General features: G+C 61.1%; 20 protein-coding genes and 1 tRNA gene. 3 read left to right on the top strand and 18 right to left on the bottom strand.

What is annotated here, in order from left to right; translation table 11 throughout:
- Positions 1–227: 227 nt before the first annotated feature.
- The 6 genes from MTR62_RS14725 to MTR62_RS14700 all read right to left on the bottom strand — a co-directional run bounded on the left by MTR62_RS14725 (position 228) and on the right by MTR62_RS14700 (position 7,877).
- A complete protein-coding gene (locus MTR62_RS14725) occupies positions 228–1,379 on the bottom strand; it encodes a HupE/UreJ family protein (protein WP_244022264.1) in 1,152 nt (383 codons plus the stop codon).
- Positions 1,380–1,518: 139 nt separating this feature from the next.
- Positions 1,519–2,736 (bottom strand): DUF3500 domain-containing protein, encoded by a 1,218-nt coding sequence (locus tag MTR62_RS14720; protein WP_244022262.1) that lies wholly within the window; start codon positions 2,734–2,736, stop codon positions 1,519–1,521.
- A 297-nt stretch (positions 2,737–3,033) separates the two neighbouring features.
- Positions 3,034–4,089 carry a GTPase ObgE gene (gene obgE / locus MTR62_RS14715; RefSeq protein ID WP_244022260.1) on the bottom strand — a complete coding sequence of 352 codons (1,056 nt, stop codon included), beginning with the start codon at positions 4,087–4,089 and terminating at the stop codon, positions 3,034–3,036.
- A gap of 1,921 nt (positions 4,090–6,010) precedes the next feature.
- On the bottom strand, positions 6,011–6,376 hold the full coding sequence (locus MTR62_RS14710) for a hypothetical protein (RefSeq protein WP_244022258.1): 366 nt from the start codon (positions 6,374–6,376) through the stop codon (positions 6,011–6,013).
- Between the two features lie 287 nt (positions 6,377–6,663).
- On the bottom strand, positions 6,664–7,584 hold the full coding sequence (locus MTR62_RS14705; RefSeq protein WP_244022256.1) for a hypothetical protein: 921 nt from the start codon (positions 7,582–7,584) through the stop codon (positions 6,664–6,666).
- Entirely contained in the window at positions 7,581–7,877 is a 297-nt protein-coding gene (locus MTR62_RS14700) for a hypothetical protein (protein ID WP_244022254.1), read from the bottom strand. The genes MTR62_RS14705 and MTR62_RS14700 overlap by 4 nt, the downstream gene beginning before the upstream one ends.
- Positions 7,878–7,959: 82 nt before the next feature.
- Between MTR62_RS14700 and MTR62_RS14695 the strand changes: the two genes are divergently transcribed.
- Positions 7,960–8,256, top strand: a complete 297-nt coding sequence (locus MTR62_RS14695; RefSeq protein ID WP_244022252.1) for a helix-turn-helix domain-containing protein — start codon at positions 7,960–7,962, stop codon at positions 8,254–8,256.
- Between the two features lie 443 nt (positions 8,257–8,699).
- Here the strand turns inward: MTR62_RS14695 and MTR62_RS14690 are convergent, their stop codons facing one another.
- The 3 genes from MTR62_RS14690 to MTR62_RS14680 form a co-directional block, all read right to left on the bottom strand.
- Entirely contained in the window at positions 8,700–8,900 is a 201-nt protein-coding gene (locus MTR62_RS14690) for a hypothetical protein (protein WP_244022250.1), read from the bottom strand.
- A complete protein-coding gene (locus tag MTR62_RS14685; RefSeq protein ID WP_244022248.1) occupies positions 8,897–9,460 on the bottom strand; it encodes a recombinase family protein in 564 nt (187 codons plus the stop codon). The genes MTR62_RS14690 and MTR62_RS14685 overlap by 4 nt, the downstream gene beginning before the upstream one ends.
- 112 nt (positions 9,461–9,572) lie before the next feature.
- Positions 9,573–10,445, bottom strand: coding sequence for an HNH endonuclease (locus tag MTR62_RS14680; RefSeq protein ID WP_244022246.1), 873 nt, complete (start codon positions 10,443–10,445; stop codon positions 9,573–9,575).
- 281 nt (positions 10,446–10,726) lie between these two features.
- Here MTR62_RS14680 and MTR62_RS14675 point away from each other — a divergent pair, with 281 nt between their 5' ends.
- Positions 10,727–11,584 carry a hypothetical protein gene (locus MTR62_RS14675; protein ID WP_244022244.1) on the top strand — a complete coding sequence of 286 codons (858 nt, stop codon included), beginning with the start codon at positions 10,727–10,729 and terminating at the stop codon, positions 11,582–11,584.
- Here MTR62_RS14675 and MTR62_RS14670 read toward each other — a convergent pair.
- The 9 genes from MTR62_RS14670 to MTR62_RS14630 all read right to left on the bottom strand — a co-directional run bounded on the left by MTR62_RS14670 (position 11,581) and on the right by MTR62_RS14630 (position 19,918).
- Positions 11,581–12,948, bottom strand: coding sequence for a DNA cytosine methyltransferase (locus MTR62_RS14670; protein ID WP_244022242.1), 1,368 nt, complete (start codon positions 12,946–12,948; stop codon positions 11,581–11,583). The two genes, MTR62_RS14675 and MTR62_RS14670, sit on opposite strands and share 4 nt — an antisense overlap.
- A 216-nt stretch (positions 12,949–13,164) precedes the next feature.
- Positions 13,165–13,485: a type I restriction-modification system subunit M N-terminal domain-containing protein gene (locus MTR62_RS14665; RefSeq protein ID WP_244022240.1), complete on the bottom strand. Its 321-nt coding sequence runs from the start codon at positions 13,483–13,485 to the stop codon at positions 13,165–13,167.
- A gap of 97 nt (positions 13,486–13,582) precedes the next feature.
- Positions 13,583–15,361 carry a site-specific integrase gene (locus MTR62_RS21510; protein ID WP_244022238.1) on the bottom strand — a complete coding sequence of 593 codons (1,779 nt, stop codon included), beginning with the start codon at positions 15,359–15,361 and terminating at the stop codon, positions 13,583–13,585.
- 120 nt (positions 15,362–15,481) lie between these two features.
- Positions 15,482–15,557: transfer RNA gene (locus MTR62_RS14655), tRNA-Ala, on the bottom strand.
- A gap of 290 nt (positions 15,558–15,847) precedes the next feature.
- Positions 15,848–16,645 (bottom strand): hypothetical protein, encoded by a 798-nt coding sequence (locus tag MTR62_RS14650; protein ID WP_244022237.1) that lies wholly within the window; start codon positions 16,643–16,645, stop codon positions 15,848–15,850.
- 172 nt (positions 16,646–16,817) lie between these two features.
- Positions 16,818–17,555, bottom strand: a complete 738-nt coding sequence (locus MTR62_RS14645; protein ID WP_244022235.1) for a Bax inhibitor-1/YccA family protein — start codon at positions 17,553–17,555, stop codon at positions 16,818–16,820.
- Between the two features lie 165 nt (positions 17,556–17,720).
- The gene (locus MTR62_RS14640) at positions 17,721–18,533 is read right to left on the bottom strand and encodes a pyrroline-5-carboxylate reductase family protein (protein WP_244022233.1); all 813 of its coding nucleotides are present in this window, start codon (positions 18,531–18,533) and stop codon (positions 17,721–17,723) included.
- Between the two features lie 136 nt (positions 18,534–18,669).
- Positions 18,670–19,176, bottom strand: a complete 507-nt coding sequence (locus tag MTR62_RS14635) for a type III secretion system chaperone family protein (RefSeq protein WP_244022231.1) — start codon at positions 19,174–19,176, stop codon at positions 18,670–18,672.
- A 367-nt stretch (positions 19,177–19,543) separates the two neighbouring features.
- Positions 19,544–19,918: an SPOR domain-containing protein gene (locus tag MTR62_RS14630; RefSeq protein WP_244022229.1), complete on the bottom strand. Its 375-nt coding sequence runs from the start codon at positions 19,916–19,918 to the stop codon at positions 19,544–19,546.
- Between MTR62_RS14630 and MTR62_RS14625 the strand changes: the two genes are divergently transcribed.
- Positions 19,884–20,342: hypothetical protein (locus MTR62_RS14625; RefSeq protein ID WP_244022227.1), on the top strand; the 459-nt coding region annotated here is incomplete at its 3' end. The two genes, MTR62_RS14630 and MTR62_RS14625, sit on opposite strands and share 35 nt — an antisense overlap.

Raw genomic sequence — 20,342 nt, 5'->3', positions numbered from 1 at the left:
GCGCCGCCAGGGCTTGCGCCCGCGCCCCGCTGGCCGGCATCACCAGCGCGGCCAGCGCGCCGGACAGCACGAAACGGCGGTCGAAGAAAAGCGGATCACGTCGCATGGGGCACCCTCCATCCGGGCGCCGGTGCGCCCGGACAGGCAGAGTAACCCATTCCCGGCTCAGCGAACCCCCTTAGAGCCTGATCCAAAAGTTCGGCGCCGGCCCACGCCCCCCACAGGCCCTAGCCGGTCATGCGGTCCGCCGCCCACCAGATCGCCGCAAGCAGCGCCGCGACACCGACCGTGCGGCGCACCAGCGGCTCGAAACGGCGTCCGCGCAGCAGGAACAGCAGCGGCAGGACAAGCGCGACGATGCCCAGCTGGACCAGCTCGATCCCCACGTTGAAGCCGAGCGTCGCCAGTACGGTCTGCGTGGTGGTGAGATCCAGCTCGCGGATCGCGGTGGCAAAGGCCATGCCGTGGACGAGCCCGAAGAACACCGCGATCCACGCCTCGCGCCGCGGGTAGAGCGGGACGAGCGCGTGCGCCGCCGAAACCGCGACCGACACCGCGATGAGCACCTCGATCCCCTGCCCGGCGGCGGGCAGCCAGCCCAACGACGTGGCCAGCAGCGAGACGGTGTGCCCCGCGGTAAACGCGCTCACCCGCCACAAGGTGTTGGAGATCACCGTGCGATTGCGCCACTGCGGCGCCCAGCGCCGCCCCTGCGCGACGAGCGTGACGCTGAGCAGCAGGGTCAGCAGAAAGGCGATGTGATCGGCGCCCTCGAGAATGTGCCAGGCCCCCATCGCGACCATCTGGCCCAGCGCGCCGAGCCCGTCCCCCGCCTCGGGAGAGACGGTCAGGCTGCGGTGATCCTGCGAGAGCGAACCCAGCAGGCGCGGATGGCCGGGCAGAACCCCGCCCTGCCAGTCCTGATCGATCGCCACGATCGCGACGTCGGGGATCACGTCGCGAATGACCAGATCGTAGTCGAGCCGGGCCGAACGCCGGCTCGCGCCCACGGGCGGCACCGCGTCGACATCGATCGTCCAGTTGCGCTGGCCGAACGGCGGCGGGGTCATGCTCTTGACGACGAGCCGCCAGGGCCGTCCGTCGGGTGCGGTAAGGTGCACCGTATCGCCAAGGTACCCGGCGATCATCGCGTGGCTGGGCACCGGGTACTGATCGAAACCGGGGCCGGGATCGGGCATCCGCCCGGTCGCGATGAGCGCCATGGCGAGGCGATCGAACGGCACTTCGAGATGGAGCCGCCAGCGCGCTTCGTGGACGCGCACCGAAACCATCGAATCGGGCATCGGGTGCGCCTCGGCCACCCCGTCCGAGCCCAGCAGCGCGAACAGCGCGCCGATGAACACCAGCGCGTGAAGCAACCACGCCTTTGGGAAGGAGCGGCGCCGCTGCGCCGCTCCCCCCATCCGCTCCCCCGAACGGCCAAGACCCGACCCGGTGCGACCCGAGGGTGAGGCCAAAGATGGACCGGAGGGAACACTGCCCCGCCGGTCCACCGCATCAGAAGCTGAAGTTGCCGCCGTAGTCATAGGTCTTGTCGCGCCAGATGGTGTGGTAGTGGTTGGCCGAGAAGACCACGCCCGACTGGACCGAGAATTCGATCCACACGCGCGGACCGTCGATGCGCATGTACGAGCCCTTGGTCGAAAGGTCCGAATAGTTCGACCAGGAGATGTAGGTGCTGTTGAGCGCCGTGCTGGTGACATAGGCGTCGTACTGGCCCGTGCCGTTGGCATCGCTCGCGTAAGCCGCGATCGCCGCCTTGACGAGCGCCTGCTGGTCCGAATCAAGCGCCGAGACCGCGATACCCGACTGGGTGGAGGGGTAATTGCCGTCCTCCTGCGGTCCCACCACCAGATCGCTGACCGAGCTCGACAGCTTGGCCGCGGCGAGCTGGCTGGTCGAGAGCGAGGAGAGCACCGCCAGCATCGCGTCGTGCTCGGAGGCCATCGGGGTCACCGTAGACCCGCTCGAGGTATAGCTGACCGGCTCGACGCCGACGAAGTTGGGGGTCAGGCTGACCGGTTCGTTCGACGCATCCATCGCGTAGAACCAGGTGTAGTGGTGCCCGGTGAATTCGAGGATCCACGCGCTGGTGGTCGAGGGCGTACCGAGGAAGGAGATGTTGTAAACGTCCTCCCCGTAGCTCGACCCCCCGCCGTTTTCGGCAAGGTACTCGTCCGCATCGCGCAGGTTCGCCATCGTCGTCTGCCCCTGCGAGGAGAGCGCGGCGTTGATGAGCGCTTCGGCGATGGTGTACTGGCTGGTCGACAGCGCGGAGAGGCTGATGCCCTTACGGTTGCTCGAGGTGACCGGAAGGTTGGTCCAGTAATTGACCGCGTTCGACTGCGTGAGATCGAGCTGGACGGTGGACTGCTGCGAGGTGCTCAGCGAATCGTAAAAGGCTTGCGCAAGGCAGGTCACGTAGGCCCCCTCGTCGCTGTCGTCGGTGCAATCGCTCACGCTGGTGTCGCTCGAGGTCGAGCTGTCCGTGCTGGAATCGGTCGAGCTGTCCGAGGACGAGGTGGTCGACGTCGAAGTCGTCGTCGAACTGCTCGAGCTCGACGAGCCGTCATCGCCCCCACACCCCGCGAGCAGCAGCGCCAGCGCCGCGCTGGTGACAAGGCCGCGCCATGACTGGCCGCAGGACCGGGCCCCGAACTGGGCCCAGAACCGGGCAACGCTGCGCGATTCGTCGCGCGGATCAGGAATAAACATGAAGCACCCCCTGGCAAATAGTCGAACGGGCCGCAAATCCGTGCGGTACCGCCCGGCGTTCAAATCGGCCGAGATTGACAGGGCTACCCCACGCAGCGCGCGCGGATGTGTCAGCCTTATTGCAAAAAAGGGTAGCTCAAGGGGTGCATTTTCCGAACTTTTTGCAACAAACGGGCACAAAGACGCCCCATCGGGTCACCCCGCCGCACCAGAGGCGCCGTCCGCCGCGCCTTTACGATGGTGCGATTCGTCGGGCGATTCGCCTGACATGCACAAAATGCACGTCACGGCCTCGCGTCAGATCGGCGACCAGGGCGTATCGTCGGCTTCCTCGCGCTCACCTTCGGGGCGTTCGGTGACGGTGGCGGCGGGCAGGTACTCGATCGCCGCGTCGAGCAGGCGGGGCAGCCCCTTGCCGCTCGCGCCCGAGATCGGGAACACCTCGTGCGCGCCCGCCTTGAGCAGTTCGCGCGCGTATTCGGCGGCCAGTTCGTCGTCGACGAGATCGATCTTGTTGAGCGCGACGAGGCGCGGCTTGTCGGCCAGTTCCTCGGCGTAGGCCTCCAGCTCCTGCTCGACCACGCGCATCGCCTCGACCGGGTCTTCGACCGAAATGTCGATGAGGTGGAGCAGCACGCGGCAGCGCTCGATATGGCCCAGGAACCGGTCACCGATCCCCGCACCGTCCGCCGCGCCCGCGATCAGGCCTGGAATGTCCGCCAGCACGAACTCGCGGCCCTTGTGGTAGACCACGCCCAGCTGCGGGCGCAGCGTGGTGAAGGCGTAGTTGCCGACCTTGGCCTTGGTGTTCGACAGCTTGTTGATGAAGGTCGACTTGCCCGCGTTGGGCATGCCCACCAGCCCGACGTCGGCGAGCAGCTTCAGGCGCAGCCAGACCCACATTTCCTCCGCCGGGATACCCGGCTGGTGGTTGCGCGGCGCGCGGTTGGTGCTGGTCTTGTAGCTGGCGTTGCCACGCCCGCCCATGCCGCCTTCGAGCATGACGAGGCGCTGGCCCGCTTCGGTAAGGTCAGCCAGGACGGTCTCGCCGTCCTCGTCCGAGATGATCTGCGTGCCCACCGGCACCTTGATGACCAGATCATCGGCCGCCGCGCCGTTGCGGTTCTTGCCCATGCCGTGGCCGCCGCGCTTGGCCTTGAAGTGCTGGGTGTAGCGAAAGTCGATGAGCGTGTTGAGCCCGGCCACCGCCTCGAACACGATGTCCCCGCCCTTGCCGCCGTTGCCGCCGTCGGGTCCGCCGTACTCGATGTACTTCTCGCGGCGGAACGATACCGCACCGGGGCCGCCAGCGCCCGAACGGATATAGATTTTGGCCTGGTCGAGAAAATGCATGGGTTAAGGTCCGGCGGGTTCAAAGAGGGGGCTGCGAGCACCCCACATAGCGCCTTTTGCCCATAAACAAAAAACCCGGCCAAGGCGACCGGGCAGCGATCCGGCCAAGCGCCGGAGCATCACGATTTGGCGGTACTGGTGGAGCCGAGGGGGAACGACGACCGATCTTCTCGAACCGCAGAAACCCTATGCTTCCGCCAGTGCCTGAGAGGCGGTGTGTAACCGCCCTGTGTAACAGTGTCAAGCCCGCCACTCAGCAGTCTGGCTGCTACTCGGCGAGCGCCCCTGATCAATCGCTTCGCCCAGATTGCGTAACAATTTTTCAGCCTCCAGAAAGTGCGCAGCGCGATGTTTTGACGCACCACGACGACGTAGGCGTCTAGACCGCCGATGCCTTTGTCAGCATTTCGGCTACAAAATACTTTCGCTCGATAATCTGGGCCACTGCATCGCACTTTGCCTCATCACAGACATTGGGCTTTCCCATCATCACCTCCTGTACTCAAGCTTTGGATAGAAGGCGTCCAGAAGTCGAGGGCCTACTCAAAAAGGCCTATGACACCCTCGGTCTTTTCGGCCGCCAGGCGGTTCAAGAACAACCTGTGCGCGCCGCGAATTAGCCAGCAGATAGCCAAATCAGGATTGGCGGCGCGCACACGAATGAGGACGCGAGGAACGGTTTCGAGTAACGCCAATGCCCATATTTGCATATTGGACTGCAACTGACGGCTAACCGCGTCAGACAAAAATTTCAATTAGGCGGGTAGAATGTACGCGCACGAGAGGTTCGTGATTGCCCACACCGTGGGTTAAACACTAACCTTAAGGAAGAATACAACCATGAACTCAATAACCCCGCTATTTTACCGTGTTAAAATCCCCTCATCATCGACACTGAGAACAGGAAAAGCCATTCGAGAGTTCCTGAAGTGCGCTGGCATAGTAACCGATGGGGGAGACGCTGCCTATTTCCAACTTTCTGAAGATGCCTCAACCTATGAAAGCCTAATATTCTTGGATATCCTCCCCTAATTAGGTAGGTCGCATAGCCCAATGGTTTTGGGTTAAAAACGCCACACAAAGCCCCCCCGCCTTGGTTTCCAAGGCGGGGGGGCTTTGTGTAAGCTTGCTTGCAAGGAGATGCGGCTCATTCGAGAATGGCGGCTTGCCGCAAACCGACCTGAACTGCTGGATCGGCGTGCCTCTCAACAGCCCTGAGGAAGTTCGGTTGGGGTAGCCTTCCACGCCACAACGAGTTCGGCCTGATCTTGTAGATGCCAGATCAAGCGACCGCCCCAATGACCTATGGCGTTGCCTGTCCCGAAATCGGCAATCTCGCGCAGGCGGCGTTGAAGGCTACCGGATTGCCCGATGTAGACGCACTCTGCTCCGTCCACCCAGTTGTCGCGGAGATCGTTCCGGGAGACGGATGGGTCTTCCCTTGAACCACCCCCCGCAACTCACTTCATTGGACGCCGGGACCGAAGTGACGACACGACAAACAACATGGGCGTCACCGTCGCGTGGGATGTCGAATGCCAACCTGATACCCGGGAACAGTGTCCAGCCGCCAAATTCGGCCCTCTCAAACCCGCCACGAGAGAGCAGCATGTCACCCTCCCTCAACAACCAGATGATACGCCACAGCACTGCTGGAGCGGCCTTCCGCGCACCACCTAGCAGCACACTACAGGCCTTCAACACTCGGCGACAGGCCCGCGCGGCCATTTCGGACTGCTGTCCGGATAAAAATTCAAGCCGAACAAGATCAGCCGCCGGGCAAGCTGGCTTGTCCGGCGACTTCTTTAATGACTACTGTAAGCTCTACCCTTATCCCTCTACCCTTCTTATGTGCCCACTTGGTGGACTAGATGGTCCACTTGATGGAATAAGCAGTCTATATTTGACACTGGTTATTCCATCAAGTGGACTGGTTTTGCAGGTCGTAGAGCGACGGCGCGTAGCCCTCCTCGTCAGGTGCCCAGCCGTCACCACATCCGTCTTGTTCTTCGCTGCGGCCCGATGGCATCCAGTCGAGATTGACCCGGTACTCCTTCATTTGATTATGATGGCTGCTGCGACGACGTTCGATGATGCCACGGTCTTCCAAACTGCGAAGCGCGTTCATCAAGGAGGACTTTTTAACGGCATGGCCTATCCCAGCGTAGTGGCGTCCGCCATTGAGCAAGTGAGAGAGGCCAATCGTTCTGCTCCGGTTCTGCCACCCCACGGTTCGATCCAGTATTTGCATCAACACGGTGAACTCAATCGCCGTTAATTCAGCCATCCAATGGCGAATGACCCTTTGATACTGCTGCAACGCCCAAAGAAGTGGACTTTCCCCCTGCGTAGCATTGAATGACGGCGCTTCGTGTTGTTCGTATGGCCCTGACAAAGCCAATCTCCATGCCGCTTGTTAACGTGTCCGATGGACTAGCATCAAAACCCTGACAGATAGTTGCTCCTGATCCGCCAGCGGTTGAAGAGGTCTGGCTTGAACGTCTCAGCGTCTAGAAAGCGCAGTCCGTCTGGATAGGTTAAGCTGTTCGGCCGCCATCGCGATGCCCACGCCGCCTACCCCATAGAAGCTCCGTCAACCCTGCAACTGGAAGATGTGGCCTGACTGTGAATGAAGCCCATGTTCACTTTCCGGAACCGGCGCTTCTCGCCCGGAGCGAGCTTTTCATAGAGAGTGCGGCTGTTGCGGTCCATGACCGTGCCTGACGGGCCACTGTGCTCGCAGTTGATGACGAAGTCGCGCAGTTCCACGCTGCTGGTGTTGCGCAAGGTGATGTCGAGCATCATGACCGTGCCGAAGCCATCAGTCTGCCATTGGAAGTCCACGATCTCGACGCCCTTGGTGGGGTCTTGCCTGACACGCTCTATCCTAGCCAGCTTCTCTTCCAGTTCCGTCAGTGTCGCTCGATAGTCGGCGTCACCGGGCGCGAGCGAGGCGAGTTCCCGCCAGATGACGGCACGACCTTCAACATCAGCCTTGTCGAGCTTCTTTTCCTGCCCCAGCAGTTCAGCGATGCGGGGCGCGTTGGCGGCTGCTTTTTCCTCATTGCGCCGCGCCACTTCGCTTTCCTTGAGAGATGGCGCGACCTTGCCGATGGCCGCAAGCATCTCTTCGTCAGCCTTGGCAAGCGCAGCAGACTGGCCTTTGGGATCGGTTTGTCCAAGGGACACGATCCTTTCGGCTTCCGCTTCGAGTTCTTTAGATTGCAGGGTTCCGGAAATGGCGGAGGCTTGCCACAGCGCAACCACAACAAGGCCGATCAGCAGCTTGCGCAATCGTGATAGCGGGTAGCCGACAATCTCCGTGTCCGGCTGGACGCACGACCACAACAGCAAGACGACCGCGAGCACCGGCATGACCCACAGCGGCAGTCCAACCAGAACGGTCAGAAGCGGTGTGACCACGAGCCAGCCACCAAACAATACACCGCCCACCGGCCACAGAGATCGTTGCCCGTGCATGGCAGAGGCGTTCATTGCACGATCTCCTCAACGATGAGCTTCTTCCCACGGGTAAACAGCACCATCGCGCCAAGGACCACAACGCCTGCCATCCAAATGAAGAGCTGAACGCCTGACGCTACAGTTGCACCAATGGCCGCCCCCACATGTTCGGCGTCGTTTTGCGCCTGGTTCATCATCTCGCCAGCCGAGGCACAGGTGGACAACATCCACACCAGCATAAGCAAGTTGAACAGAATGAAGGTCCATTTGACGATCTTGCCGAACGCTCCTCGCCGTCGAATTTCCGTCTTCACAATACGCGACATCTCTTCCTCCGTCGGCTCAGCCGAGCCGCAAAACAACTAAGCAAGCGATAGGGAAATTGTCTGAAGAATTTGTCACCGATAAGTGACATACGTCGATTTGTCACTCATCGTCGGTGGACTGATCAGTGACATCCATTGCTTATCCTTCCTGATGGAAGACATTAAAAAGCGGCTTGGCAAAAACGTAGCCACGCTTCGCAAAGCACAGGGAATGTCGCAGGAAACTTTCGCCGACCATGCTGGTATCCACAGGACGTACATCAGCGATGTCGAGCGGGGTGCACGTAACCCCACAATCGAGATTGTGGCGAAGATCGCCAAGGCTTTGAACGTGACGCCCGGTCAATTACTGGATTGGCCAGAAACACCAGAAAACTAGACACTTTTGGGCCGCCCGCTCAAAGAAGACGCGGCTGTAGGTCCGGGAGCATCGGCGGCGGCAATCCTTCCGGATAGGTCAAGCTAAACGGCTGCCATTGCGATGCCGGATCAAGCGTCAGCGCAAATGCCCATGAAGCTGGGCGCGAAAACCGGCGAAGGTGAACCTGCCACCGCTCGGGGTCTCTGAAGCGCGCGTGCAGCGCGGCGTGACATCGCTTGCAAGCAGGATAGAGTTCGGTTGGCCGGTCGTACCGCTCCAGATGCGCAAAGATGTAGCCGCGACCGTCGAGCCGGGCGGGGTCGCTGAAGCCACAGATCGTACATATGGTGGGGCGAGCAAGCTGGCCGGAACGGAACAAGGCGTTCTGGATCGGCGTCACTGCGCACCGCTCAGCCCAACTCCAGTTATTGTAATGGCACTCCCAAGGCCGACGAGGATGCTCAGTCATGCCCTCCCCCCAGCTTCAGCGAAATCTTGGCTAGGCTCGCATCCAACGTGGCTACCCTCGACTGCAAGAGGCCGACAAGTGCGCTTTGCATGTCCGGGGCGTTATCCCGCCGCTGGCCCTCCACGGCGACGGCGTGCATGTCTTCGAGCAAGGCGGTGATGTCGGCAAAAAGCCGGGGCACGTTGCCGCTCATGACGATACCCCGGAAAGCACCCGGTAAACGCTCGAACGCGAAATGGCCAAGCGTGCGGCGATCTCCGATGCGCCAAGGCCACCAGCCCGAAGTTCGTGCACCTGAGAAGCCTTGCGCTGTGCAGTCGGAACCCGACCACGGTATTTTCCGTCCGCCTTCGCCTTCGCGATGCCCTCACGCTGGCGCTGCAAGAGCAGTTCACGCTCGAACTGGGCGACTGCGCCGAACATCGTCACGATCAAGCGTCCTGACGGTGATTGCGTATCCACAGCTTGCCCGCCGAAGTCGAGGATGCGCAACGCCACCCCTTTGCTTTCCAACGTAGCGATGATCGACAGGAGGTCTGCCGTGCTCCTAGCCAGCCGATCAAGCCGCGTTACGACAAGCGTGTCGCCTTCTCGGACGTAGTCGAGCGCCGTCGCCAACTGCTCCCGCTGTGCGACCGACGACACGCGCTCCGACAGGAGCTTTGTGCAACCCGTTGCACGCAAATCGCGCTCTTGGGCTTCAAGTCCGGCGACCTGATCGGCCGTGGAGACGCGGGCATAGCCAACAAGCATTTCAACCTCATATTATTGCCTAAAAACAATGACATGAAGCAAAATGTTAGTCACGAAATACAGTCAATATTGACGAAAAAAGAGATACACCTTGGCCCAGCTTCAGCCGATTTCAATGCACTACAGCAATGCGGGAAGCAGTATCGCTGAAAGCATTAGCCACCGCATGAAGCTTTCGGGCGATCTCTTCCCGGTCATCACCAAAATGTGCACAGCGGTGGTCGTTGGCGCAGAGCGCTACGACATTGATTGCATGGTCGTCGCCACCGTCTGCGAGTGGAACGATATGGTGCGTTTCAAGGTAGACCGCGCCGCTGGCCATCTTGAAGCCCTGCTCACCGCAGAGTTCGCATCTCCCTTTAGCCCGCGAAAGCACGCGCCGTCTGACGGCTGGATCGCGAACGAAAGACGAGGTTGTCACCTCTCGACGCTCAGGGCCGGACTTGCTTGTTTGCTCCAAGTCGAACTGATCGACGAAGCGCCCATCAAGAATACCGCGCGTTAGCTCGCAGGACCCAGTGTCCCAATCGTAGGCGGTGATTGTCCAGGGCTCAGGATCGAGTTCCCGGCAGCGCACTCTTGACGACGGCCCGTCCACGGCTTCTTTCTCGCGCCGATCACCATCGACGATGATCACCCTGACCGGAAGGTTTTCACGAAGAGCAACTTGAAGAGCCCCATCGAGACGCCGCGCGCGATCAACCCACTGCTGCTTGGCACCATTAAGGCGACGGAACTCGGCGTCGGCGCGGAAGGTGCCACGATGCACGATCTGTCCGTGCTCTTCGACCATGTTCGAGTGCCAGAGGTTGAGGATGATCAGCCTTCCGGGCTGCACGTACCCCCACTCGTAGCAGTACTTCGGGTTCGCCTTATATCCTGCGGCACGCTTGAAGCTCTCCACCCAGTCCGTCGTGTCGTACCCGGCCTCCTCTACGAGATCAAAGACGAGGTTTTTCCTACGTGGCTTTAAATCTGCGAGCATCAGGCGCTATCCTTTCGATGGAGTGGCGGACATAGCAACCTCCGATGCACATCAAGTAAATAAGCGCCTATCTAAACGGTTCCACACGGGTCATAGACCCCCTGAAACCGTGCCTCATTGGAAGGAGACCGACCCGTGTGGAACACCGCCCCGGCCCGGCAGGCAAGTCCCACATGGGCAGGGGCGTATGGGGAAGACGTTGCAGTCAATATTATTGGCTTTACAAATTGTGTCGATCTGAGCGTTGCCCTTGTGATTTTAGAAATAGCTAAAGGGAAATAATGTCAAAAACTTTTGTTAGTCCGTTAGATCGTGCAAAGGCTGTTCGCCTAAAGCGGCTCGTTGCGTTGCGAAAGCGCGAACGGCTTCGCCCTGCGCTTGTCGCGTTTGACGAGATTATCGGGACATTGATCAATGAGGGCGTTTCCAAACCATACCATACGGCTATGGGCAGCCTGACAGGCGTTCTACGTGGAACATATAATGAAGTCTTGGAACAAATTGCAGCATCTGGTAAAGATGGCATTAACTCGATTAACGCAATCAAGAGAAGTGCTGGAACCAACTTCCAAGGCGTATGCGAATACGCGGCTATACGCTGGCTGGAAACTACTGATTTACCGGTTTGCTGTGGGCCAAATGCCCCATCACATCTAAAAGACGAGTTGACCATTTACGGGTTCGATGCGGACGGTGGAGAGTTCTCGGTAGAGCCAGACATCGACATGTCATTTTGGCTGCCGATAGCTGAACCTTCTTCTCCTCTGTTGTTCCTCTCGGCCAAGACATCCCTAGTCGATCGGGCAGGTCAGGCAGCAAGGTGGAAGCTGTATCTTGACATGCACCAAACAACTTGTTCGCACGTGAAGGAAACTCACGATTGCCCGATCAACCGAACGCGCATTAAAATCAAAACGGCACACCCAATCACGCACGCGATTGTAACGGCGAACATTTACAAGATCGACACAACTCAGCCCGAAGGAGAGCTACAGTCCGGCCAATGCCGGAACAACACCTATATGTTCAAACATAAATATACTACCAGAGATGATAACCAGGAATATCGACCACCATCCTGGAAGAATTTCAGTGATTTTCCAAATCTAGTTGAGGCAGTTTTTGGGCGTTTTCGTTAAATGGCCATCGCATTAGGAGCCCATTGCTTACTCAATCCGACGCGCTCACCCACGGCCCACTCTACGAGCGCCTCCGCATCCCCGACTGCGACAGCCCGCTCATCCAACGGCAATGGAAGTATTTCCCCTTGCAAATCGTAAAGACGAACTGTTGCTTCATTTGCAAGGGTATAACCGGCACGCGCAGATGACCCTCGGATCCAAGACGCGCGCTCCCTTCGAGCCTTCAAGCACCGCTGATCTCCACCTTCCGCTCCAAACATTCTCACAAGCGCACGACCGATTGCGCGAGCAAGCAAAGGCGGCACCGAGTTACCTACCTGCGTATATTGCGGGACATCCACCCTTCGCTCTTTAAAGCCCGAAGTGCGTTTGCCCATGAATACGTAGTCATCGTCGTATGACTGCAATCGCGCCAACTCACGAACCGACGGTATCCTATCTTGATCGTAATGGATCAAATCATCAGGCAATGCGAGAACTGCATTGGAGACGCCCTTTCGATCAAACCTTGCCATTGTTCTTTTTGCGCTTCTGAGGGCGTTCGGCACCGCATTTATGGTTCCCCCTTCAGGAATATGCTGAAACATCTCAACCGCCTTCGACCTATGCCGCGTGGCAAGATGATTAAACAGAAGGTGTGAGTTGCTTCGGCGATCAAGTTGATAAGAAGTCCGCGCAGTGTGGAGCGGCCTGTGTCCCTCAAACCCAGGAGTTACGAACTCAAGATCAGATATGGCATCTTCGACTGTAACGAATGGCTTAAGAAGTGAACCAAAGAGACCTTCAGTATGCCCGCCATGCGTTGGCTCGGGCCACGTCCAATGAAGTCCCAGAGAGCGCTGAATACCTACCATCACGAAACGATTACGGTTTTGCGGAACACCATAATCGCGTGCGTTCAATATGCGATCTTCGAGTTCGTAGCCCAGTGCAGAAAATGCTTTTCGCGCTTGTTGATATATCTGACCTCCGTATCGGGTTTTAAAGCCCGGCACATTTTCCAAGACAATAGCCTTGGGCCTAAACTCGGCCACAACACGGCAGAAGTGCGTAAACAGGTTATTTCGAGGATCATCAATCTGCTTTTTGCCCGCTGAGCTAAATCCTTGGCAAGGCGGCCCACCGACAACAATGTCCACCGCATCCTCTCCATGATTTCGCTGCAAAACGTCCCTCAGAACATTGAGGTTGAGTTGCCGAATGTCCCCCACAACAACCGAAGTGTCGGGGTGGTTGAGCGCATGAGTTAGACCAGGCTGGGGGTGCAGTTCTTGAGCAAGCCGGACCTCAATGCCTTCAGCAGCCAGACCTTCCGAGAGCCCTCCGGCCCCAGCGAATAGATCCATCACTTTTAACCGCATTTAACACCATTCCCTTGAAATAGCCCGCCCCATTTGTTCTCATAATGTTCTAGCGCGCCGCAACGCACCATACCAACAAAAACTCATATCCCCCCCATCGCCCTGACATCTATCCACTGTCAGCGACGCGCACGACGGAAACATGGATCCAGGGGGATAACCCCTTCGATTTCGAAATGTCAGCATCGGCGAGCAACATATTGAATATCAACCCAATCATGAGGTCCCACCTTTCGCGGGTAATTCGGAGCGCGGAAACAACTCGATCTCATGGAAGGTGGCCGCTCGTCGCACATAACCGTATGCCTCGCCTTCAGTCCGAGGTCTATGCCCCTGAATGTAATCCCGGACCTCTGGGTCCATTCTGACCATGCGTGCCGCCGCCTTGAAGCGATGCCGCCGGCCGTGGTTTGGCCAGACGTAGAAAAGCAGGCCGAAGATGTACTGCTTATAGTCCTCGACATCGACCGTGCCGCGCAGAATGTCCGCCGCACCCCAGAGGTGCTTTTCAAGAGCGGCTTGTGTCAGCTTTGTCATTAGTTCCCCAACTCGCCTCCCGTGCCCGCGCATTAAGCGAGTGGCCGGGTCTGGGCGCGGCCTGTCTATGACGAACGGCGGCAGGGATCAACGCATGTCAGTCGTCCATGGCAGCGTGGTCAAAAAGATGAGTGAGATCGACACCAAAGGTCACCGCATCCACGCAGGCTTTCAGCACGTCAGCTTCCAGCCCGGTGCCATACCTTCTGCCAGTCCGCTTTCCTCTCGCCCAGCCGCACAGTTCCTCCTTCTTGTCTTCGCGGATGTCGGCACGATCTAGTCCTCGCTTGAAGGTATGCCGGAACGAGTGGAAGGTCAGCTTCGCACGACGCTCGCCCAACTCGAAATGACGAAGGTCGCTTTCATACCACTTGGAGAACCGGGAACTTTGATCGCCATAGGCAGAATGTGACGGCACTTCCGGGAACAAGGCAAGTTCGCCCCGCTCTCGCCTTCGGTTTACCCAATCAACGAGCCCGATGGCCTTCAGAACGGGATGCACCGGCACCTCTCGCTCGGCGTTCTCTGTTTTCAGCTTCATATCCGGCGTGAGCACGATAAAATCGTGGCCTTCCGGAGAGACCCGGAAATGAGCAGTGGTTAGCTGCAGGATTTCACCACAACGGAGCCCGGCGAACAGGCCAATCAGAGGAGCCCAGTACCGGGCTCGACGCACGATGTTCGGCCCCGGCTTCGCAAAACCTCGCCGATCATCTCGGCAGCCAGTGTAGATCGGGCGCAAGAATATCCGTTGTAGCTCTTCATCCTCGAATGGCAACTTAGCCATCGAGCCATCTGGCTTTGCGGCGAGAGGCTTCAAGTTTTCCGCGTAACTCTTCGCGACGTAATCATGCTTGTGCGCCCATCGGAGGAGGCGGGTTAGCTGAGACAAATACTTTTCGAGCGTGGCCCATGCCAGCACCCGGTCTTCGTCAGCCCGTTCTGCAATGATAGCTTCGATGCTCTTCCCCCCCTTGATCTTATCTTCAAAGTTCGGGGGGAGCAGCGAGAAAGCAGCACGAAACTTGTCGCACTCCTCTGCTCTGATCTGCCAGACGGGCCTCTCTCTCCCGAAGAAGCTGACGATGTGCTTCAACTCAGCCCGATAGCGATCCTTTGTCTTGTCAGTCGTTGGCTTCGACAGCACCTCTGCCAGATATCGCTCCACCACGTCCCCCAGCGGTCGCTCCACGATGCCAAGCGGAACTGCCTCAACGGAGCAGCCTAACCTACTCGCGCCACCTTGCTCCGCATCGCCCACAATCAAGCAGTTCGCAAAAAGTCGATCCGTAATCTTGTCTGAGTAGTCGCCGTTTTGACGAGCCAATCTGATCTTGAGCGATTGCGCCATCGCCCGTCGCAGGTAGTTGTGCAACAAGTTGCACGCTTCCGATCCCGGCTCTGTGCGCAGCTTGGCTTTGCGCAAAGCCGCAAATCGCACTCCCGCAACGTCATCAATGCAATCGTCGGGTTCAGGCCCTGTAACCCGGGCAAGCATGGTCTCCAACTCAGCGCGCCAAGCGAGATCATCGTCACGGTTCGTTCGGATGGCCGTAGGTTCTGCATCCATTTCCCGGATCGAGGCGATCAGGAAAGCTCGCGCCAAGGGCGCAGCTTGTTCCGGAGCCAGCACTGGCCAGTTGTCGTCCAGAACCCTTATGGGCAGCCGTGATCGCGGATAAATAGCAGAGCCTTCCCGCTGCTTGGTCGCAAAGCAGCGCAAGGCCTCTTCACGAGCACCATCCACTCTGGTTAGTGCTGTCTCGTAGCAAGCGGTCTCAAGGCTGATCCAAACCTGATCCCTGACCCCGGCAGTCTTCAAATGTTTCGGACACCGCTTACGGAAATACCAGTTGGCACTGCCCTTACGCTTCACCAGTCCTGTTGGCTTACCCACGTCTCGCATACCCCGTGTGTAACACCAGCGGGTAGCAAACGGGTTAAGAAAGCCCCGGATTACCGGGATTTTCAGCAAATCTGCGGAAAAAGAAGATACTGGTGGAGCCGAGGGGGATCGAACCCCTGACCTCGTCATTGCGAACGACGCGCTCTCCCAGCTGAGCTACGGCCCCGTTCCAGTATCGTCCTGCCGCGAAAGCGTTCCGTGGCAGGAGCGCCCCCTTAGCGAAGAGCGCGGCGCGTGAAAAGCCCCAAATTGCGCCTGGACCTGCAAAAAGCGAAAAAGCGCGCCGCCAACAGCGCCACCGCCCCCACTCCACCGGCAAAAGGCGGCCATTCGAACGCGTTACGCCCCTCGCCAGAGCGTCGCGAGCCGCCGCGCGCCACCGCGCGCCACCGCCCTGGGCGAGCGAGGGGCAAGGGGCAGCACCCCGTCCCCCCCACGCATTCTCCATGCCGGCAATCAGCGCTGCGAGGGATCGCCGACCGGCGCGTCGGTGGGCGCCGAAGCGGGCGCGGGGGCCGCGGTGTCACCGAACTGCTGGCGCGCGCGTTCGGCCTGCTGCTCGAAGTCGGGGCGCACGGTCAGCAGCCCGCCGCCGTACTGCGCTTCCCACGCCGCAAGGTCCGCGCGGTACTTTTCGAAAGCGTCGAAGAAGTCCTTGAACGGCTTCTCCATCTTGGCGAGGCCGACGTAGGACCAGGCGTCGAACTGGTCGGGCGTGATCGCCTGCAGGTCGCTCGTCACTTCCATCGCGGTTTCGCAGAAGGCGCTGTCGACCGGGGGCAGCGAGAAGTAGTTGTAGACCTGCGTCTGGTAGGTCTCACGCGCGCGGATCGCCTCGATGCGCGAGTGGCCGTAGGCGAAGCTGCGGTCGATTTCCTTGCTCGCCGCGGCCAGCTGCTTGGCGTAGACGGTGAGGAAGCGCTTGTAGCCCTCGGTGATCGGGGCGTACTTCGCCTCCGGGCAGTTGAGCGCGGCCACGTTGTAGGCCGAACGCAGGTTCCACACCGCCTGCGGGGTGGAGATGCCGTAGTTCACTGTGTGGCGCTGGCCATCGGCCGCGATCGGCGGGGTCTTGAGATCGGCGGGCGCGCCTTCGGGCGGGACCGGCTTGGGCGGAATGACGATGACCGGCGGCGGCGGCGTCACCCGCGTGGGCGCGGGGGGCGGCGTGGGTCCGCAGGCCGAAAGCAGCGCGACACCGACCAGCACCGCGCCGCCGAGCGAGCGCCGTACCCATGAAAACCTGCTATCCACCTGCGTCACTTCCTAAGCCAAGATAAACGTCGTTGACGCCCTGATAACCGCTGTTTCGCGCAATGAAAATGCCCGGCGCGACGAAACGCACCGGGCATTGTATGGAACCTGGATTTACCGGGGCTGACCGGGCGGTCCCCCCTGGCAAACCCTGCCCGCCTGCATCAGGCGATCAGCGACGATCGCCCAGGAAGTTGAGCAGGAACAGGAACATGTTGATGAAGTCGAGGTAGAGCGTGAGCGCGCCCATTACCACCGCCTTGCCCAGAAACTCGGTCCCGGCGAGGTACTGGTACTGCACCTTGAGCTTCTGCGTGTCGTAGGCGGTGAGGCCTGCGAAGAGCAGCACGCCCAGGATCGAGATCGCCATCTGCAGCGCGCTCGAGTGCAGGAACAGGTTGATCAGCGAGGCGACCAGAATGCCCACCAGACCCATGATGAGGAACGTGCCGAAGCCCGACAGGTCCTTCTTGGTGGTGTAGCCAAAGAGGCTCAGCCCCGCAAACGCCGCCGCCGTGGCGAAGAACGTCGTCGCGATCGACTGCCCGGTATAGACCAGGAAGACCGACGAGAGCGACAGGCCGAAGACCACGGCGAAGCCCCAGTAGAGCATCCTCACGGTCGAGGTCTGCATCTTGTTGAGACCGAAGTTGAGCGCCAGGATGAAGCCGAAGGGCGCGAGCATCAGCACCCAGCGCAGCGGGCTCATCAGCACCTGCACGGCAAAGCCCGAGGAGGCGAACAGCATCGCGACCACGCCGGTCAGCAGCACGCCCGAGGCCATGTAGTTGTAGATCGACAGCATGTACTTGCGCAGGCCCGCGTCATACGCGACGCCGCCCGCGGTGCGTCCATCAATCGGAGACGCACCGAAGCCCTGACGGGGCTGGGGGTCGTTCCAATTTGCCATGTTTAACTCCCATTGGGGGGAAACGCGCATGATGCCGCTTCCCATACCCCGCCAATATCGGACGACGGAAGGCAAGATTCAAGGAAAACCGGAAACGCCCAAGTGTAACATAGTGTGTCCGCGCACCGGCTACGAGTGTTTGCGGATGCCCCGGCCCGGTTCCGTTCACCCCTTGCTGCGGGCTTCCTGCGCCATTTCCTCGCTGCGGTTGCGCGCGGCGGTCAGCGTGGCGAGCATCAGCGCGTTGATCGCCCCGTCGGCGTCGAGCACGTTCATCCCCGCGCGCGTCGTGCCGCCCGGACTCGCCACCTTGTCGGCGAGCTGCCCGGCGCTGAGCGGCGAGGCGCTCGCCAGCGCGGCCGCGCCCTCGACCATCGCGGTCGCCAGACGCTGCGCCTTGGCGGGCTCGATACCCAGCTCGGCCGCGCCCGTCGCCAGCGCGTCGATGAAGCGGTAGACATAAGCCGGGCCGCTTCCCGCGAGCGCGGTGACGGCGTGGAACTGGTCCTCGCTCTCCATCCATTCGGGCGTGCCGAGCGGCGCCATCAGCGTCGTGACGGCCTCCAGATCCGCCGCGCCCAGCCCCTGCGCGCCAAGCGCGATCGGCGACTTGCCGAGCGCGCAGGCGAGGTTGGGCATGATCCGCAGGATTGCCCCCGCGCGCGGGAACTGCGCGGCAAGGCTGGCCAGCTCGTTGCCCGCCAGGATCGAGAAAACGGTCGTTTCAGGTCCCGCCAGCGGCTCGATCTGGTCGACCACGCTGCCCAGCACCTGCGGCTTCACGCCGATCATCACCGCATCGAAGACACGCCCCTGCGGCACCGCGTTGACCTGCTCGACGCCCTCGGGCACCGGCTTGGGGGTGCGGTTGTAGACCGTGAAGGTCGAGGCCGGAACGCCCCCCGCCAGCCAGCCCTCGAGCATGGCGCCCGCCATGTTCCCGCAGCCGAAGATGAGGATGGAAGAAAAGCGTGCCATGGTGGTCTGGTCCCGTTGCCTGGAAAGGAAAAGCGCGTGCCCGGCCACTTAGGAAGCGCCGGACGCGAGGGCAAGGTCCGTGTCGGACGGCCGCAGAGCGCCCGATCGCCGCGCGCGTCAGGCTTCGCCGCGCGCGTCAGGCTTCGCCGAGCGCGTCGACCATCGCCGCGGCGAGCGCCTCGGCCGGGGTCTTGTCGCCCCACAGGATGAACTGGAACACCGGGTAGAAGCGGTCGCACTCCTCGATCGCGGCCTCGACCACCATCTGCGCCTGGCCCGGGCGCAGCAGTCCATCCTCGCCGAGCATCAGGCCATGGCGGTAGAGCACCACCGATCCGTTCGACCACAGATCGAAATGGCCCACCCACAGCTGCTCGTTGATGAGCGCGAGCGCTTCGTAGACATGGGCGCGCTTTTCCTCGGGAATGCGCAGTTCGGGCAGGCACAAAAGCTGGAGCACGCGATCCTCGCGGCGCCAGATCGCCTGGAACTGGTAGGTCGTCCAGGCGCCCTTCAGCTCCGCCGAGATCTCCTCGTCGCTGGCGTGCGCGAACGGCCACTCGCGCGCCTCGAACAGCGAAGCGAGCATCTCCACCGGAGCCGTTCCGTCATCGTTGCCGATATCCTCGCGCACAATTCTCATATGGACTAAGCAGACCCTCTTCCGCGTGTTCGCGCATAGGGATGCTTTGCCTTGCCCATGCAACACAATCCACCGGCCCCGATGAGCTGCGCAAAACCCGATAAGGCTGTTTACAGGGTGTGGATAAGATCGCAGCGAAAGAACCGCCTCGCGGCACATTTTATCTATAATTCATAAGGTTAACGCAAAATACCGAACTCGGCGCAACGCGTGGGGGCAACGCCCCGGCTCAACCGCGCCTCAACCGCGCCTCAACCGCCCCTCCCGGCCCGCGTTATGAGACACACTGGACGACAGCGCAACGCCCCGGCCGCTTCCCGGCGCGCGCGGCCAGCGCGCCCGGCGGCCGGGCCTGAACGCGCCGCCTCTACTTGCCGGTGTCGAGCGTATCGACCACCTGTCCCGCCGGGCTGGTCCAGACCAGCGCGCCGCCGTTCCCCGCGCGGGTGAAATCGTCGAGGAAATCGCCCGCCGCGCGCTTGCTGTCGAACGGCCCGACGAGAATGCGGTTGGTGCGCCCCATCTGCGAGACGTGCGGCTCGCGCCCCTTGAACAGCGCGGGGTAGAGCCGGACATAGCGCCGCCAGTCGAACGCGATCGCCGCGTCGTCACGCCCGACGCCGATCTGCACCCAGATCCGGCTGGGATGCGCGGGCGGCTTGGGCTTGGGCGGCGGGGGCGGCGGAGCAGGCCGCGCCGGCTTGATCGTGCGCAGGTCGACCGCGCCCGAAGCGGCGGTCACGCTGGTCGGACGGCCGAGATCGGCGAAAGCCTGCGCCAGGCTTTCCTGCGCCGGTTCGCGCACGGGCGCAGTCGGCGGGGAAACCGGGGCCGTTGCAGGCGGTGCCGGTGTCGGCGCCAATGTCGATGCCCGTGTCGGCGCCGGTGTCGGCGCCGCTGTCGGTGTCGACGCCGCTGTCGGTTTCGGAGCCGCTCCGCTCAGCACGCCCGAGAAGGTCGGCGCCAGAACCGCGCCGCCCAAGGCCGCCAGTGTCCCGCTTGAGGGCGTCGCGGCCGCGCCTGAGACCGAAGGTGCGCCAACCGTCGGCGTGCGCGACCGGCTCGAACCCGACGCGCGCGGCGGCGCGCTTGCCGTCTTCAGCGTGTTCGCCGCGAGCGCCGCGCTGGTCGCGCCCGAACGGATAGGGGGCAGCTCGCCATCGGGG

The organism is Novosphingobium organovorum, from assembly GCF_022832435.1.
In the GTDB taxonomy this organism is placed as follows: Bacteria; Pseudomonadota; Alphaproteobacteria; order Sphingomonadales; family Sphingomonadaceae; genus Novosphingobium; species Novosphingobium organovorum.
This window is presented reverse-complemented; position numbering and strand designations above follow the sequence as displayed.